Below are 17,444 nucleotides of genomic sequence, written 5' to 3' on the forward strand. Positions count from 1 at the left end.
TAATAATGATACGATTAATTTAAATAGATTTATTTAAAAGGAGTACTGAGATTGAATTTTAAACTAAGTGAGAGGAAGATAATTGAGCGCTGTGGCGTTGCGGCTTCTAATCGTGGAGAGCGGTATTTCAAGAAAAATAATGTGGTTATCCAAAATGAAACGAATGCAAGTTGTGAAGCAACTGTAACAGGCATTGAAGATTTTCATGTAGAGATAAATAGCATTAACCATGAACTCCACACAGCTTGTACTTGTCCAAAGCTCTCATCTATTACAACTGATTGCCAGCATATTGCTGCAGTGCTGTACGCAATTTTATATAAGCAAAACCGTCATGCTTCAAAAGATTTCCTTCAGCTTTTTAACTCAAAAAAGTCACGTTCATTTGCTGCGGGGTCATATTTCGAAACTAGGAAAGAATTAAAAATGCACTTTATTTGCCATGCAGCCAGAAAGGAAAAGGAAAATCTGTTTGCTCTTGAATTGCTAGTAGAGAATAAAACAATAAATCGGATTACTGACTTTCTAAGAGCGCTAGAAGAAGGAAATAGCTATAGTCAGCACAACCAGCTAATTTTTAATCATGATTCTCATTGTTTTAATCAAGAAATCGCCGCAATTCTGCAATATTTAGTGCAGATTCAACAAGATAAATCATTAATGAGGGTTTCCCCTTCAATAGATAAAGACACAATGATTTTGCTTCCACCATCATCATGGAGCAATCTTTTCTCCTTATTGCAAAACAAGGATTTCGCGTCACTCAAGATTAAAAATAAAAAATATAATAAGATTAAGGAAAGGAAATCTGTTTTGCCATTGCAATTCACTGTAGATAAAGCAGGAGAAAAAGCTCAATTAAGAATTCAAGGCATGGACCAATTGCTTTTGTTTCCTGCATATCAACTTGCTTTACATGACGGGGGATTTTACCACTTAACAGAGGAAGCACTGAATCAACTATTGGATCTGCAACGATTATTACAAGAATACAATGCAATCGCTATTTCAGAGGAGCAACTCGTATTCTTTAGCGAAAAGGTAGTACCCAAGTTAATAGGTATTGGAAAGGTTGAGATTGCTAAGGAGATACAACGGTATTTTAACCACCCTCCATTGAAAGCTAAATTGTTTTTAGACAGGGTGAATAATCGGTTACTTGCAGGCCTGGAGTTTCATTATGATTATTTTGTTATCTATCCATTGGAAGAAAAACAGCATCATGTTAAAGGATTAACAACCAGAGATATGGAGACGGAGAAGCTTATTCTCGAATTTATGGACGAAGCAAACTTTCATAAAACGGATGGTGGGTACTTTTTGCATAATGAAGCTTTGGAATATGAATTTTTATATCATATTCTGCCATCTATGGAGAAACATGTTCAAGTCTATGCAACAACCGCTGTGCGAAATCGTATTCTTCCACAACCTGTCAAGCCAAAAATTAAAATCAAACATCAAAAAGAACGTGTGAATTGGCTGGAATTTAAATTTGAAATGGAAGGATTTCCAGAAAAGGAAATTAAAGAGATATTGCAGACTCTTCAAGAAAAACGAAAATATTACCGAATGCGGAGTGGCTCCCTGCTTTCCTTAGAGTCTGAGGAATTTTCAGCGATTCATGATTTTCTTTTGCAGGCACCGATACAGAATGATACGCTAGATCATTTTGAGGTACCAATTGCAAAAGGTTTAAAGCTGCTTGACACAATTCATATTGAAGATGTAATAAGTCATGAAGCTTCGTTCCAGCAATTCCTTGAAAAAATAACACATCCCGAGACAAATAAAGCAGAAATGCCTAATAACCTTCATGCAACTTTAAGAGAGTATCAAAAAGAAGGATTTTTATGGCTGAAAACGTTATCGAAATATGGATTTGGCGGTATATTGGCGGACGATATGGGCCTGGGAAAAACAGTGCAAAGCATTACGTATATTGCTTCGGCTATGCAAGAAATAAGGGAAAATAATCAGCAGATATTAATTGTTTCACCATCTTCCGTGATGTATCATTGGCAAAACGAATTGAATCGTTTTGCTCCCAGTTTGAAAGTTGACGTGATTCATGGGAGTAAAGGAAAACGCGCTAAGCTTCTCGGGCATATTCGTAAGCTTGATGTTGTAATTACGACATATTCGATGATTCGGATGGACATTGCTTGGTATAAGAAGGTTCATTTCCATACTATTTTCTTTGATGAAGCGCAGTACTTTAAAAATCCGAGAACACAGACTGCAAGAGCGGTTAAGAAACTTCAAGCAGCAAATCGTTTTGCACTTACAGGGACGCCGATGGAGAATACAACGGAAGAGCTGTGGTCTATCTTTCATGTTGTTTTCCCTGAACTTTTTGGCAGTCTGGAAGACTATAGCCATTTAACAAATGAAAAAATTGCAAGAAGGATTCATCCATTTATGCTCCGTCGGATGAAGAAGGATGTCGCAATGGAATTGCCAGAAAAACAAGAGCACCTTGAATTTGTAGAATTGTATCCTGAACAGAAAAAAATATATTCTGCCTATTTAGCTAAGTTAAAACATGAAACATTAAAGCATTTAGATAAAGAAACCATTCAAAAAAACCGTGTCAGAATTCTAGCTGGTCTGACAAGATTAAGGCAAATTTGCTGCCATCCCGGGTTATTTGTTGATGGTTATAAAGGAAATGCAGCTAAATTTACAAGGCTTATGGAAATTATCGAAGAATCCCAAGAGGCAAAGCGGCGGATCCTAATTTTTTCTCAGTTTACAAACATGCTTGAGTTAATTGCAAGGCAGCTGGCGGAAATGGGAATCTCATTTTTCTACTTAGACGGAACGACTCCTCCGGAGGAAAGGGAGAAGATGGCTGGACGCTTTAATCAAGGTGAGAGAGAAATTTTTCTTATTTCATTAAAGGCTGGTGGTACTGGTTTGAATCTGATTGGGGCCGATACAGTCATTCTATATGACCTCTGGTGGAATCCCGCTGTTGAAGAGCAGGCTGCAGACAGAGCCTATCGAATTGGTCAGGTAAATACAGTACAAGTTATTAAACTGCTCGCAAAAGGAACAATTGAAGAGAAAATGTACCAGCTTCAAGAACGAAAGCGGCACCTGATTAAAGAAATTATAGGAGAGGAGAAGCAGCGTTCAACAGCATTAACATTAGATGATATAAAGGAACTTCTTGCTGAATAGGTGCAGAAGTTCCTTATTTATATATGCCATTCACATGCAATGATAATCTATGGTATAATGAATGAAATTCTTTGCAGTATACTAAATTTTTAAAGAATTTATGCAAGTTTAACTGGTGATTATAATTATTTATAAAGTCATATATAAAGGGGAATAAAAATGACAGTAAAAACTTCTGAAGAAATTATTGAAGTAACAGATTATTTTGGAGTTAGAAATTATAATCCTTTGCCAATTGTTATTGCAGAAGCTGAGGGTGTATGGGTGAAAGATCCTGAGGGCAGAAAATATATGGATATGCTGAGTGCTTATTCCGCATTAAACCAAGGACATCGCCATCCGAAGATTATTCAAGCATTAAAAGAACAGGCGGAAAAGGTAACCTTAACTTCTCGGGCGTTTCATAATGAAGTTCTTGGAAAATGGACAGAACGTGTTGCTAAATTAACCGGAAAAGACAAAGTGCTGCCAATGAATACAGGAGTTGAAGCGGTAGAAACAGCGATTAAGGCCGCTCGCCGTTGGGCTTATGAAGTAAAGGGAGTCGAAGATAACAAGGCAGAAATTATTGCAGCTAAAGGGAATTTCCACGGTCGTTCAATTAACTCCATATCCCTATCAGACGACCCGCTTGCAACAAATAATTATGGCCCATTTGTTCCTGGAATTATTAAAGTGGAATTTGGCAGTGCAGAAGCAATTCGTGAAGCAATTACTCCTAATACGGCTGGTGTCATTGTAGAGCCAATCCAAGGCGAAGCAGGTATTATAATCCCTTCAGATGGTTATTTGCAAGCAGTACGTGACATTTGTGATGATAATAATATTTTATTTATAGCAGATGAGGTGCAAACGGGGTTTGCGCGTACTGGAAAGATGTTTGCATGTGAATGGGAAGCAGTTGAACCGGATATTTATGTAATGGGTAAAGCATTAGGCGGAGGTGTGATGCCAGTTTCAGCTATTGCTGCAAATAAGGAAATCATGGATGTTTTCACCCCTGGATCACATGGGTCTACATTTGGAGGAAATCCGCTTGCATGTGCAGTTTCTATCGCAGCAATTGATGTGATTGAGGATGAAGAACTTGTCAATAAGTCGCTTGAACTAGGTGAGTATTTTGCTGATGAATTAAGAAATATTAATAACCCTGATCTAAAAGCAGTTCGTGCCCGCGGTTTATTCATTGGTGTAGAATTTAATCACCCTGTACGGGATTTCTGTGAACAATTAATGGCGGAAGGAATTCTTTGTAAAGAAACACATGATAATACAATCCGTTTCGCTCCTCCGTTAGTAATTACAAAAGAGAATTTAGATTGGGCATTGGAAAGAATTTATAAAGTGTTGAGTATATAATTGAATATAGCCAGTAAAATCACTTTCAATCATTAATCGAAAGTGATTTTGACTTTTCACATGATAGGTTACTTTCAAAGATAAAGTTCGTAACATTAATTGAAAACCTGCATAAAGTATATTATGTAAGATAAGAAAAAGAGGCTGAACCCTTGTTATTTGAAAATCAATTTGGTATAGTAGTACAAACAATTAAATAATTCTTATTTTATATTAGTTAAAGTAAGGTAGAGGTTGCAAAGACCATGATTACTTGTAGGGAGGATGAGTGAGATCCGATAATCTATAAGGAAAGGGGGATTTGCCGAAGCAGAAGGAAACTCATTCATCCCTTTTGCTGGGTCTGTATCGAATAGGTACAGGGCTGTCATATAGGTAACTATATGGGGAGCTATCAGGCGAAGAACATAAAAAACGTTCGATAAGCAATAGCGTCCCAAAACGCTATTGCTTTTTATTTTGTTTAAGTGGAAGAAAATTTGAAAGGGAAGTGAATAGAATGGATTTTGGTAAATTACTTACAGCTATGGTCACTCCATTTGATGCAGCAGGTGAAATCGATTATCCAGCAACATCAAATCTTATCGAGCATTTAATCAATACTGGTACAGACGGTTTAGTAGTTGCGGGGACAACAGGTGAATCGCCGACGCTGACAGATAATGAAAAAATCGATTTATTTAAATTTGTTGTACAGCAGGTAAATGGAAGAATTCCAGTATTGGCTGGAACGGGATCTAATAATACGAGAGCAACAATCGAATTAACTAAAGCTGCAGATGCAGCAGGTGTTGATGGAATAATGCTGGTATCACCGTATTATAATAAGCCATCACAGGATGGACTGTATGCGCACTTCAGTGAAATTGCTGGAAACACTGATTTACCAATTATGCTTTATAATATTCCCGGAAGAACTTCAGTAAATATTGCACCTGAAACAATTATTCGTTTGTCGCAAATTGAAAACATTGTTTCTGTTAAAGAAGCAAGTGGCGATCTTGATGCAGCAGCTGAGATAATTCAAAATACAGCTGATGATTTCAGCGTCTATAGTGGAGACGATGGAATGACAATTCCATTATTAGCGATTGGTGGAACAGGGGTTGTCTCTGTTGCTGCACATATTATTGGTAACGAAATGCATGAGATGATTGAAAGCTTCTTAAATGGCGACCATGTAAAAGCCGCACAAATTCACCGTGAAATCTTATCAGTTATAAAAGCATTATTCAGTGCACCAAGTCCAACTCCAGTTAAAGCAGCATTGAATATGAACGGTATGTCAGCAGGCGGGGTTCGTTTGCCACTAGTAGAATTAAAAGATGAAGAAAAGAAATCATTGAAAAAAGCTTTGGGAAACTACCAAATTACCATGTGAATCACTTATAAGAAAAAAGTTTGTAAAATATTTGTTATAAAAAACCGTGTCCTGTTATACTGGGGTGCGGTTTTTGCTTGGAATCCCTTTTCGCTGAAATCTATTTGTAATACTAGTATAACCTCTTTGTTAATTTACAATGTTATACTCGAAACCGTAGACTTTTCTTATCATAGGCAATAAATGATAGGAAGATAGAGAAAGAAGCGGAGGGGAAGAGTTGAGAAAGAAGATAACTATTATCACCTTAGTGACTTCACTTATTTTAATGAATGGAGTTTTCACTCAGGAAATTTTTGCTGAGAAAAAGAGTGATCTTGAAGGAATTCAGTCGGAAAGAAAAGAGATTCAAGAAGACCTGTCTGTTCAAGAACAAAAAATGAATGAACTGTACTCTGAAATGCAGCAACTAGATAAAGAAGTTACGCATCTGAATCAGCAAATATCCGATAAGCAATCTGAGGTAGAAAAGATTGCCAATCAAGTTGACGAAACCATCAATGAAATAGCAAAAATACAAGTAGAAATAGAAAAGCTCGAGGAAAGTATTGAGGAGCGGTTTGAAATTTTAAAAACAAGAGCTGCTTCCTACCAGAAATCAGGTGGAGCTGTGCGTTACATTGAAGTACTGTTTGGTTCAAAGAGCTTTGGAGATTTTGTTAGCAGGTTAACAGCGGTAAATCAAATTGTGGATTCTGATACAGCGCTAATGGACGAACTAGAGCGGGATATGGAAAAAGTTGAGGAACATAAACTTATGACAATGGAAAAACTCGATGAATTAAATGAAATGCACCACGAGCAAGAGGCACAGTTAGCAGTAATTGAAGAGGAAAAGCTTCAGCAAGAAGAGGCAAAGAATGCATTAAATAGTAAGCAAAAGGAATTAGTTGCCTACGTGGAAAAACTTGAATCCGAGGATATCGAGCTTCAGAACATGGAAGATAAGGTAAAAGCTGAAATTGCAGCTGCGGCCAAGCGTGCAGAAGAAGAGGAACGTCGTGCTGCTGTAGCAAAAGCCAAAAAAGAAGCAGAATTAACTGCTAAGAAAAAACAAGAAGAAGCTGCTCAACAAGAAACGGAACTTGTACATGTCTCTAAAAAAGCAGAAAAGAACAATTCCTCATCGAAAAATACAACACCAAGTAATGGAATAGGATCATCTAAAGAAAATAATCAAAAAGAGAATACAAATAAAAAATCATTCACTGTTTCATCCACAGCATATACAGCAAATTGTGCTGGTTGTTCTGGGATAACAACAACAGGAATTGATTTGAAGAAGAATTCGAATGCAAAGGTTATTGCAGTAGATCCAAGTGTGATACCCCTGGGTTCCCTTGTACATGTTGAGGGTTACGGCTATGCAATTGCCGGTGATACAGGAAGTGCCATTCGCGGAAAGAAAATTGATGTGTTTTATTCAAGTAAAAGCAAAGCTTTAAACTGGGGTGTTCGAACAGTTAAAGTGACAATACAATAATCTTGAAAAACCAGTACCTGTTTTTGGTGCTGGTTTTTTTACTTGGTAAATCATTAAAATCTTCCAATTATTTTAGTTGAAAGAATTAGTCTATTAAGCAGGAGAAGTGCCACGACTATAAATATGGATTTTCTAAGATATGCATATAAAAGAAACTCTGTCTAATATCGTATGCAATTTAGTACTATTTGAAGAGATATTTAATATAATAAAAAAGTTCTAAACACCATGAATGAGATGCTTAGAGCTTTTTTACAAGGAAAATTTAATTATATTAGTTTTTGCCCACAATTGGAGCAGAAATTAGCACCGTTTGTTTTCGTGCCGCAATTTGGGCAGAAATTAGGGACATTACCACCTGTATTATCTGATGTACTCTGGCTTTCCTGATTTGGACTGGCTTGCTGGGTTTGTTGCTGCTGACTTTGCTGGTTTTGATTCGCCTGCTGGTTCGTATTATTGATATTACCCATGTTTTTCATCATTTCATTGGCAACATTCATCCCCATCATCATACCAACCATATCTGAAGCAGTGCCACTGCTTTTCACTTTGCCGGAAGAAATACCGTCTGTCATTTCGATTTGCTGATATTTACCAACATCTCCAACCATACCGTGTGAAGCAGATTTTGTAATCATATCTTGAATTTCTTTTGGATAGTTGAAGCTCATAATATTAAATCCAGTAATTGTCATGCCAAGATCATAGATTTCCATGTCCAAATCTTCCTTAATGCCTTTTGAGATTTCAAACGAATTGGCTGTCAGATTGAACATATCTTTTCCTTCTTTGCTAATCCACTTCATAAGAAGCTGATCCAGAATAGCAGTTATACGAAGCTTTACATCCTCTACAAGATATTTATTTTGAATACCTGCAACATTATCGATTAGTCGAATATAATCCTTCACTTTAAAATTCACTGTTCCATTTGCTCGAACTGGAAGCCCGCCGGGAAGTGCAGGATTAGGGGAGGGAATATTAATCGCGTTTTTTGTTCCCCATTTTACTGTGAATTCCTTTGTGTTAACGAAAAGGACTTCTACACGCAACCCACTGTTGAAGCCGAATTTAAAGCCTTTTAATGTAGAAAGAAAAGGGATAATTTCTGACTCGATATTATACTCACCATCATCTTCGAAAATTCCTTCGATCTTTCCATTATTAAGGAAAATTGCATCCTGACCAGGGCGAATCATCAAGCGACTTCCTTTTTTTATTTCTCTATTGGTCCATTTATAAAAAATCATATCATCGCGGAACTCTTCCCATTCCACTACATCTGCAAATTGGTTTCTGAAAAAAGACATACTGTCAGTCCTCCTTGTTTATTGTTTAAATTCAATAAATATTAAAATTTACCTCCGCCACCACTATAGGAACGTCCACCGCCAGTCATGCCACCACCACCGCCTGGGCGTCCACCTCCACTGCTATTATTAGATGGTTTCTTCCTTTTAGTAACTGTTTTTCGAATAAATCGGTCGTGTTGTCTAACAACTCTAGTATTCTCATGATCCATATACGTATTATTCGTGACTGTAACCCTTCCCCCAGAGCTATAAGCCATAAAGAACACTATTAATCCAGCCAAACCGATTGCAATCGCTAATTGAACAAATGTGTTAAAAAAGAGTGAATTAGGATTAATATCCGTTGATACACCTAAATAATTTTCTGTCCAATCAAAGAAAGTATCAAAGGCCTTATAATAATCACCTTTAGAGAGAAAGGGGGAAATTTTATTAACGGTATCATCAATTCTTTTATCATCTAGATACTTTTTTCCAATCCCAAAACCGGAAACATAAAAGTCCCTGGTTTTCATATTCATCGTTATCACGACCATATTATCTTGAGCGCGATCAAATTGTTCGGCGAGGTCATCGGTGAAGTCACCCATAAAATCTTTTATATGTTTTCCATCCGCATCATTCGATGTAATGACGATAAAATCCGTCTTCCATTCATCATAATATACTGCTGCTTTTTCTTCTAAATCAGCAATCTCTTCATCAGTTAATAGATTGGCATCATCATAGATTCTCTGAACATCTGCAGAGATTGTGGATACGCCAAGGAAAAGGAAGAAAAGAATGCATAAAATACTTTGTCTGAGTAACTGCATCATTAGAAGAATCCACCTCCTGTAAGGAAGAAGGAAACAGTTCGCATGAGCAGGAATGAACCGACTGCAATGCCTCCAAACCAGGCGGAAATTTTACCTAAACTTAACGGCGGTTTCCCTACGACTTTTCCAGTTTGGCCGTTCATTGCAAATATATGCTCTGATTTATCGTAGTCATAGTATACCATCCATACAGGCAAGAGAGCGTACAAACTCTTTGCATTTTTTGTTCGGATATCTTTATTTTTATAGGTTACCGAATTATAGCCGTGAATCGTTGAACGAATATATTGATCAAGTGGCTTGCTCATTTTTTCTTTTACCCGTGGAAAGAGTTCTTTATCATCATAATTATATTTTTCTGCAATATAACCTGCAAGGTATGGTGTTTTAAAATCTTTAAAGTCACGATAATGATATGGTTCCAATTTATCCATCAATTCATCGTTCATTTTCTCTGAAGCATCTACAGGAACTCGATTAAAGTCAATACGAATATCACGGTAAACATCGTAGTATTTTGTTTCCGTATAAATATAATCGCCCCTTGAATAGGTGCGAACTCTTGTAGCAGTCGCACTGACCTTTGCATCATTTTTTAAATCATAAAGCCAAAAAGGCACATATATTCCAGTGATTTTTTTGATTCGATCCGCGGACATGAAGCCCCTCGGTGTCAGCAATCCCTTTCTGCACCATTTTTTGAATGCTTGCTCTGCTTCTTTTTTGTTGATTGTAAAGGGGATAACCAGGGAAGGAGCAAGAATACCTGATACACGGTCCCCCAGAACAACTGCTGCACCACAGAAGCTGCAGGTAGTTGCAGTAGTTTCTGATTCTGTTACGATAACTGCTCCACAGTTATTACAGTGGTATTCCTTTGCTTCATCTGTTTCAAAAACGGTTTCTTTAAATTCATCCGAGAAATTCTCGATATTATCTTGTCTGCCACAATTACTACAGGAGAGTGTGCCGGTCTGACTATCGAAAGTCATGTCACTTCCACAGTTTGGACATTTATATTGTATAACCATAAGTTAGAAACCCTCCAGTCGTCACCTAATTGTTGTCTCGTTTTTGATTAGCCTCCAAAGCTGCAATTTCTTCATCAATAGATATGGCGGCAGTGTTTGAATTACTTCTGATCTCGGCAAGTGCATTCGCTTCATCTAATTTATAAGTCAGCTCTGCTTCGTAGTCATCGAACATTGCTTGTGTGGAAGCAACAGAGCTTTCATTTAATTTTGATTGACTTTCAAGAGTGGAGGATTTTTCCTTTAATACAGCACTTCTTTTCTCCAGCTGAGCGACGTCTAAAGCTAGCTTTTCCTCCAGGAGCTTCATTTGTTTTGCTTCAATTGCAAGCTTATTATACCGAGCAGTCAGTTCTCGTTTTTTGCTTTCCAGTTCTTGTTTTTGATCAAGAAAGCTTTGGGCTTTTAAGTCTTCAGCGTTTTCTTTTGCTTTTTCACTGAAGCGTTCCATTTTACTTATGTCTGATATACACGCATCAAGCTCGCGTTTGGCCCGTATTTCATCTACTTTCATTGCATTTGCCTCAGACTTCAAAGTGCCCAAGTCCAGTGTAATTTCCCGTAAGGTTGATTTTATCGCCTTTTCTGGTTTTTTAGAGCGATCAATTATATGATTGATATTTGCTTTCATCAAATAAGTAAATCTTGATAGAATCCCCATCTTCATCCTCCTCTGTAAAACGCATCTATTCTAAGTTTATCCTATATTATACTACTGTACAAATACGATAAAGGTTTCATTTTATGAATTTTTCTTTGGGGAGATGCTTCCGTTGTGTAATATATTTCCAATAGGGGATTCTAAGAAGTGGTGTCATTTTCTTTATTTTAAAAAGCAGACAGAGTGAAATAAATGTAATTATTTTGTAAGCATATCTTAAGATTATTTATACAAGAATTCGGTTATAGGATTACTAGAAAGCTATAAAAGAAGGGAATGAGAATGAATGAAAAAAAGCTTGAAACTATCAGCGGCGATTTTATTATTATCAGGGTTCCTTGTAGCTTGTTCAGATGAGGGTGAGAATCCAGACGTGCCAGAAAATCCAGGTGTGCCAGTGCCAGATGAACAAATGCCTGAAGATGGGACGGGTACTGATTCAGGGTTATAAGCGGCAGTAAACCTTGGAAAATGTGGAAATTACTATACAAAATTTAATAGAACTTTAAACTATTGCGGACAGTTTGGCTCTCTTAACCTATTTTTTAAGCAAAATAGTGTAAAAATCAGACTATCCGTATAAACCCTGGATTTATCAATGCCCTTTAGGGAGTAAGTAATCCATTTTACCACTATTTTATTATTGTTGGATAAGTCTTGCTAAGACGAAATCTCCTGGAAAAGTGAAGAACATTAAAAGATGATTCCATTGCGAAAAATGAATATGTAAAAATAGACACTTCAAAATGAGGTGTCTATTTTTTTATGGTGCGCCAGGCGTGCCAACTATCTGGGTGTTGAAAGTTCACTGTGAAGGTACATATCGACCAACCACTAGAAAAGCGCAAGGCATTGGCTGTGAGGTAAAGGCTGAAGGAAGCGTGACTCGACGAACAGAAAACTAATACCAAGGCTCGTCTTTTATGCGGTACCTTTTGGTGGGCAAGCATTCAACCATGACTCCAAGTCGAAACGAGGAAATTGGAAAGAAACCTTGCCTGATTTTACCCAAGAAATTAATATTATCTTACAAGCGGTGAAGGTAACAAGGGATTGCATGATCCTTACGTTTGTTTATCGCACATGAAAAGTGAGCCATATGACAACTTAAAACTGAGCCACTTATACTTTGTGAAATTTAATTATGCACCACACTTTAACGGCTTTACATGGAGAGGTGGGCATGATACCCTGATCGAGGTGCGAAATCTTTTGATACCGCACGTTTTCGCTAAGTATTCATGCCCACAGAGGCTCCATGTCAAGCCAAAGCAGATTAAAAATGCCACTGCTAAGTTTGTGAATTGTATCAAATTTTAGTGGCTCAAATTTAATTGCGAAGTGGCTCAAAATTCAATTGCGATATACATACGTTATTATGAAAAGCAAGGAGGATTCAGAGAGGTTAGCCATTGATATTTTTACTTTATTAACTGGATATACATATTATACCTATTACTGCAAAAGCTTATCGGAAATTGTCGAAATAATAGTTATTTTCTCCTGTGTTAAAATATGTAAATTAGTGCTACTATTTAACTATTCACCGTAATGCAAGGTTAAAATAAATCAACCTTTCGTATCGTCATATCGGTGACAAATTTAGGTAATGAAAATAATATAGACTATTAAACAAGGAGGAGAGAAACAATGCAAGAGAAAAAAAGACGACCATTCTCTAAAACTTTTAAAGTAGGATTGGCCACATTAGTACTAACTGTTACATTAGTGGGCGGAGCTGTAGCTCCTACATTAGCTTGGGTAGCTCCAGGGTGGCATACCCAATACCCTTCAGAAGGGGGAGAGTGGAAATATGGATTTGTTAATGCTGGACTCCGTTCCCAGTATAAAGTTAATAAAACACATGGTTCCACTGTTAAAAAGCTCATAAAGGGTAAAGTTACAAGCACTAATAGAAGCATAGATACTGCTAAAAACAAATGGTCTTATGCCTACCTAGGCACTATAAATTCGCCAAACTTAAAAGGCAATTACTATTACCGATAATTTAAAACTTCGGGACTAGAGACCAACTATGACGATACGAAAGCTTTTTTTAAAGTAGAATATTTATCTATCATCTTTAGTCGTTTATTCAATACCTTGCAAAGCTTCATATAATTCCGAGAGTGGTTTTAGCTCGCTCTCGGAATTAGTGAAGTAGCGTTTACTGACGGACGATAGCAATTTAATAGCTTAAACTTTCTAAGCGAAATATTTCGATATTTTGCTTATCGCTTCTTAAATGAAGTATATTAAATACATTTTTATCTTATTCCACTTAAGTCTTAATTTTTTGGTATAATCCAAGAAATAGAAATGAATAAAATAGGCTTATTATTTAAAAATCGGTTTTCTTTATCAGAAACTGATTTTAATAGGGGGTGTAGATTTTGATTGAAGCTCAAGATATTTCTGTTGCAATTGGAGGGCGATCGGTACTAAAAAAAGAGACTTTACGCTGTAAGCCTGGAATTATGACGGCTCTTATTGGACCAAGCGGATGTGGTAAAACCACACTTTTACACTGTCTCGGACTTTTGCTACCAGTAGACGAAGGAAATATTACCATAAACGGACATAATGTTACCAGATATAAAACTGCAGAACGTCGTCGATTTTGGCGAGATCATGCTGCGTTTGTGCTACAAGATTATGGCATTATGGATGAAGATACTGTTTCTTTTAATGTGACCATGCAAACAAGTGTGCTGGGACAACATGTTTCTGGCAATAAGGAAAAACTGGCACAAGCCCTTAAACAAACAGGCCTTGAGGGACGTGAAAATGAGTTAGCTGGTCGTCTTAGTGGAGGAGAAAAACAGCGCCTAGCATTATCTCGTGCCATTTATAAGGATGCAAACATTCTGTTCGTTGATGAGCCTACAGCCTCCCTTGATGCAGCAAATAGGAAAATGGTTATAGATTTATTTGCAGACTTTGCTAATCATGGGCGTACAGTAATTGTGTCAACACATGATTCCGATATGATTAAGGCATGTAGCGCTCAACATGAAGTAGGACGCAATAACCTGCAATAATATCTAACGATTAATAATTCCGCATAGGAGGGTCATTATGAAATTACGTAATAAAATTAGCATAGTTGTCGGTTTACTTTTCGTAGCAGGGATATCTGCGTATCTATTTGGATTTATACCAATACCAAATAAAGATGCTCATCCGCCTTGTGAAAAGTTACCTAATTTAGAAGAGGCTAAGAAGGCGCTTAGCGAACAAGATGTCCTATCAAACGATATTAAAAACCTAGGTGAAGATATTACAGTCGAAGCAGAAAATCCTTGTTCTGCTGATCAGAGCAAAGGCTTGGTTGTAGTAAAATATGATTCAAAAAAAGAGCGCGAAGCTATTTCAGAACTGTTAAGTAATAGTAACGGTTTTGGTGTGCCAGTTTATTTAGTTAAGCGTTGAGATGGTAGTTGTTTTCACAAGCTTTTATAAATAACTATAGTAGCTCTCTAGAGAAGTTATGTAAGGAATCTTGCCCTTACTGCAATTAGTAAAAATATAAGTGAGGGTGGATATTTACACAAATTTAGTAAAAGCAAGCTACCTGTATTCAAATAACAGCATCGCGCTTTTGAAACGACCTAATAGTTTTTTTGAATTCAAAACATTGCAGCAAATAGATCCGAAGACATATTTTCTTGTCATTGGGCTCAACAATTCTTAAATCAGATAGTTATTGGGGGTTCATAAGTGTATAAACGTATCATAGTTTTAGTAGCAAGTGCCTTATTTATTTTGCTTGCTTTTCTAGCAACGATTATAACTGACCTTTATGATCGAGAATTTCCACAAGCTCTAAATGTTGATAGTAGTCTTACCCTCGACTTTAGTGAATCAGATATTTCTATTAATGAAGCATTTGCTATGCTGGAAGAAATGGATGAACGCTGGAATCTTGGCCTAGTTAAGATAGCACCTGATTTAGAAAGAGATAACGATAATCAAATTTTCGCAGCACTTAATGACAATGATCTTCCTACAGAATTTACGTGGTTTGGCGGGAATGATGCGGTGCAGATTGTTGGGAAGGAACGACTCGAAACATCTTACCCTGATGGTTTTTATCTAGTTACCAATAAAAGAGACCATCTCGGAGAAATGCAAGGTGTACTGCAGAAAGAAGGAGTAAAGGTTGAACGAACGGATGCTTCAGTTTTTGACAGTTTAAAATTTGTAATATTTGAAAGAGGATTTTCCACAGCGGTTCTTGCGTCATTTGCCTTAATTGCGGCTTTAGCTTTATTTTGGTTATCACTGAGGGCGAGAGGACGTGCTCTCCGCGTTTTAGGTGGTTGCCCTACCATAAGAATTCAAATGCAAGACCTTTCTGGATTTGCCGCTATGCTGTTTATTTCAGCATTTATCGTATTACTGTTATCAGGAATCTATGTAGGTATATTTCACGGATGGATGTACGTTAGCACTTATTTAAAAATTTTGATTGGTCTAGAGGTCTCAGTTATATTTGTATCTTTACTTGCTGCACTCATTATGTCAGCTTCAGCTTGGCCTAGCGCTACTATGCTTGCTAATAGGCAACCAGCTGTAAAAAGTCTGCGTTTAATAGCAATCATAGTGCAGGCACTAACGTTCCTATTAGTAGTATCTGCAGCAGGCCCTTCTTGGTCGGCGTTTAAGCATTCATCAGCTGTGGCTGCCGAAACAGCGCAGTGGAAACAACTAGCTGATCAAGCTGGAATTGTATTTGCAACTGAATTAGAAGATATGGATCAAATGGAAGGTCAAATTGGCGAATTGGTAAAAGATGCAGAATCACATGATGAGGTGGCTTTATCATATACCTTTACTAAGGAGATGGTAATGTCTGTGAATTTTGGCGAGTTCTCTGCAGTCTCCCTAGCAAACCAAAAATGGCTAAATTTAGTATCGGAAGACTCACCACAATCATTTCTTACACCAGTGACTTATGAAAGTATTCCAAATGAACTTGTTGAAATGCTCCAAGAGCAGCTTGAGATATTGTCAAGAGAAGAATTTGCTAAAGACTCATTTGAACAATATCAATTTTTACGACCGACTACTAATTTTCAGCTACCAGTTGCTATAGGCGGAGGAGGAGAAAAGCTTCACTTTGCTGATGATGTTCTAATAGTTGTTATGCCTTCAATCTATGAAGCCTTCAACGATTCTAACTTAACATCTTTGGCATCGACCAGAAATCTCATGTTTACAGGAGTAACTGAAACGCAACAATTGTTAGAGAAGCATGAGCTCGACACTCATTCATTAAGAGAGAAAGGAGTTAATGGTGAATTAAATGTCGTTTATGTTGCTGAAGACGGTATTCTTCAAGCTCAATATGCAGCATACCTGGTATGGTTACAAAATCTGTCTCTAGTTGCATTAATTATTGCTTTTACAATAGCCACTGTAATAAGTGCATTAATTACTGCTCTTTTAAAAGCAAAACACGATTTTCCTTTACGGGTAGCGGGACATTCATGGAGAATAATTTTACAAAGTCGTGTACTCAAAGAATTACTGGTTGGACTTTGCCTTGTTGGTATTGTAGTCGTTTTCCAAGGAACTCATGAAATTGGAGCTATTGTTGCAGTAGTAATATATGGATTGATTATTGTACCCTTAAGTCATTTATTTACTACACGTTGGTGTTTTAACAGCGTTAGCAAACGCAGGATATAAGATATAATCACTTCTTAAAAATCGAGGGATTTGTTCGCCTTCGATTTTTTTAATTGCCATAGTTTTTATTAACCTTCAACAATTAAGGCTCTCTACTTAATGTGGTGGTCTCCCTTATTGTATTGAAGGATGTGACTGTCTTAAAAAATGAACAAAAAAACAAAACATTTAACAACGATACAAGGTCATAAAGTACCTGTATGCTAGTGTGCTGTCCCTTATTCTTAATATACGTTAAATAGCGCGGGTCAATCTCTATCAATGTTCCTGCTTTTCCAAGGGTTAATTCTTGTTTTGTTCGAGTTTCTTTTATCGAAAGCCCAAACACTCTAAAGTCATATTTATCTTCTTTTTTTGTATGAAAAGAAAAATGGAGTCAAACTGTCCGTTGTTTGTATAAATTATATAGAGTGAGTAAAAGAATTATAAAAGTTTATAAGTGATGAAATGAAGCAATACTGATTGACATTGTAAGAATATTTATTATATAATTCATTCAACAATGTTGAACAAGG

Annotated in this window: 13 protein-coding genes, 2 pseudogenes and 1 riboswitch; of the genes and pseudogenes, 10 read left to right on the top strand and 5 right to left on the bottom strand. The window is 36.9% G+C overall.

All coding sequences use genetic code 11. The features are described 5' to 3' along the window. The first annotated feature begins 51 nt into the window (after window positions 1-51). From NST93_RS01485 to NST93_RS01500, 4 genes are all read left to right on the top strand, one after another. The gene (locus tag NST93_RS01485; RefSeq protein ID WP_405100519.1) at window positions 52-3,186 is read left to right on the top strand and encodes an SNF2 helicase associated domain-containing protein; all 3,135 of its coding nucleotides are present in this window, start codon (window positions 52-54) and stop codon (window positions 3,184-3,186) included. A 159-nt stretch (window positions 3,187-3,345) separates the two neighbouring features. After that, window positions 3,346-4,545 carry an ornithine--oxo-acid transaminase gene (locus tag NST93_RS01490; RefSeq protein WP_405100521.1) on the top strand — a complete coding sequence of 400 codons (1,200 nt, stop codon included), beginning with the start codon at window positions 3,346-3,348 and terminating at the stop codon, window positions 4,543-4,545. A gap of 220 nt (window positions 4,546-4,765) precedes the next feature. Further along, window positions 4,766-4,947, top strand: a riboswitch (Lysine riboswitch). Between the two features lie 97 nt (window positions 4,948-5,044). Then, entirely contained in the window at window positions 5,045-5,926 is an 882-nt protein-coding gene (dapA, locus tag NST93_RS01495; RefSeq protein WP_405100523.1) for a 4-hydroxy-tetrahydrodipicolinate synthase, read from the top strand. Between the two features lie 220 nt (window positions 5,927-6,146). Next, the gene (locus NST93_RS01500; RefSeq protein ID WP_405100525.1) at window positions 6,147-7,409 is read left to right on the top strand and encodes a 3D domain-containing protein; all 1,263 of its coding nucleotides are present in this window, start codon (window positions 6,147-6,149) and stop codon (window positions 7,407-7,409) included. 269 nt (window positions 7,410-7,678) lie between these two features. Here NST93_RS01500 and NST93_RS01505 read toward each other — a convergent pair whose 3' ends face one another. The 4 genes from NST93_RS01505 to NST93_RS01520 are packed head-to-tail and all read right to left on the bottom strand — an operon-like array spanning window position 7,679 to window position 11,235. Then, window positions 7,679-8,722, bottom strand: coding sequence for an SPFH domain-containing protein (locus NST93_RS01505; RefSeq protein ID WP_405100527.1), 1,044 nt, complete (start codon window positions 8,720-8,722; stop codon window positions 7,679-7,681). A gap of 41 nt (window positions 8,723-8,763) precedes the next feature. Next, window positions 8,764-9,543: a TPM domain-containing protein gene (locus NST93_RS01510; protein ID WP_405100529.1), complete on the bottom strand. Its 780-nt coding sequence runs from the start codon at window positions 9,541-9,543 to the stop codon at window positions 8,764-8,766. After that, window positions 9,543-10,574, bottom strand: coding sequence for a TFIIB-type zinc ribbon-containing protein (locus tag NST93_RS01515; protein WP_405100531.1), 1,032 nt, complete (start codon window positions 10,572-10,574; stop codon window positions 9,543-9,545). The genes NST93_RS01510 and NST93_RS01515 overlap by 1 nt, the downstream gene beginning before the upstream one ends. Before the next feature lie 25 nt (window positions 10,575-10,599). Continuing rightward, window positions 10,600-11,235 carry a PspA/IM30 family protein gene (locus NST93_RS01520; protein ID WP_405100533.1) on the bottom strand — a complete coding sequence of 212 codons (636 nt, stop codon included), beginning with the start codon at window positions 11,233-11,235 and terminating at the stop codon, window positions 10,600-10,602. A gap of 286 nt (window positions 11,236-11,521) precedes the next feature. Here NST93_RS01520 and NST93_RS01525 point away from each other — a divergent pair, with 286 nt between their 5' ends. From NST93_RS01525 to NST93_RS01550, 6 genes and pseudogenes are all read left to right on the top strand, one after another. Then, a complete protein-coding gene (locus NST93_RS01525; protein WP_405100535.1) occupies window positions 11,522-11,686 on the top strand; it encodes a hypothetical protein in 165 nt (54 codons plus the stop codon). Window positions 11,687-12,148: 462 nt separating this feature from the next. Continuing rightward, window positions 12,149-12,324, top strand: a pseudogene (locus NST93_RS01530) (ATP-binding protein); the annotation flags it as partial. 561 nt (window positions 12,325-12,885) lie between these two features. Next, on the top strand, window positions 12,886-13,242 hold the full coding sequence (locus NST93_RS01535; RefSeq protein WP_405100537.1) for a lactococcin 972 family bacteriocin: 357 nt from the start codon (window positions 12,886-12,888) through the stop codon (window positions 13,240-13,242). A gap of 383 nt (window positions 13,243-13,625) precedes the next feature. After that, on the top strand, window positions 13,626-14,276 hold the full coding sequence (locus NST93_RS01540; RefSeq protein ID WP_405103723.1) for an ABC transporter ATP-binding protein: 651 nt from the start codon (window positions 13,626-13,628) through the stop codon (window positions 14,274-14,276). Between the two features lie 37 nt (window positions 14,277-14,313). Next, the gene (locus tag NST93_RS01545; protein WP_405100539.1) at window positions 14,314-14,667 is read left to right on the top strand and encodes a hypothetical protein; all 354 of its coding nucleotides are present in this window, start codon (window positions 14,314-14,316) and stop codon (window positions 14,665-14,667) included. Between the two features lie 288 nt (window positions 14,668-14,955). Then, window positions 14,956-16,929, top strand: a complete 1,974-nt coding sequence (locus tag NST93_RS01550; protein ID WP_405100541.1) for a hypothetical protein — start codon at window positions 14,956-14,958, stop codon at window positions 16,927-16,929. A gap of 163 nt (window positions 16,930-17,092) precedes the next feature. Here NST93_RS01550 and NST93_RS01555 read toward each other — a convergent pair. Beyond that, window positions 17,093-17,257, bottom strand: a pseudogene (locus tag NST93_RS01555) (XRE family transcriptional regulator); the annotation flags it as partial. Between the last annotated feature and the right edge of the window lie 187 nt (window positions 17,258-17,444).

Source organism: Oceanobacillus sp. FSL H7-0719, from assembly GCF_045040795.1.
Taxonomy (GTDB): Bacteria; Bacillota; Bacilli; order Bacillales; family Amphibacillaceae; genus Oceanobacillus.

Excerpts from the sequence above, each read along its gene's own strand:
- NST93_RS01535 (WP_405100537.1), top strand. The coding sequence starts at position 12,886 with ATGCAAGAGAAAAAAAGACGACCATTCTCTAAAACTTTTAAAGTAGGA.
- NST93_RS01490 (WP_405100521.1), top strand. The coding sequence starts at position 3,346 with ATGACAGTAAAAACTTCTGAAGAAATTATTGAAGTAACAGATTATTTT.
- NST93_RS01515 (WP_405100531.1), bottom strand. The coding sequence starts at position 10,574 with ATGGTTATACAATATAAATGTCCAAACTGTGGAAGTGACATGACTTTC.
- NST93_RS01520 (WP_405100533.1), bottom strand. The coding sequence starts at position 11,235 with ATGGGGATTCTATCAAGATTTACTTATTTGATGAAAGCAAATATCAAT.
- dapA (WP_405100523.1), top strand. The coding sequence starts at position 5,045 with ATGGATTTTGGTAAATTACTTACAGCTATGGTCACTCCATTTGATGCA.
- NST93_RS01505 (WP_405100527.1), bottom strand. The coding sequence starts at position 8,722 with ATGTCTTTTTTCAGAAACCAATTTGCAGATGTAGTGGAATGGGAAGAG.
- NST93_RS01545 (WP_405100539.1), top strand. The coding sequence starts at position 14,314 with ATGAAATTACGTAATAAAATTAGCATAGTTGTCGGTTTACTTTTCGTA.
- NST93_RS01525 (WP_405100535.1), top strand. The coding sequence starts at position 11,522 with ATGAAAAAAAGCTTGAAACTATCAGCGGCGATTTTATTATTATCAGGG.
- NST93_RS01510 (WP_405100529.1), bottom strand. The coding sequence starts at position 9,543 with ATGATGCAGTTACTCAGACAAAGTATTTTATGCATTCTTTTCTTCCTT.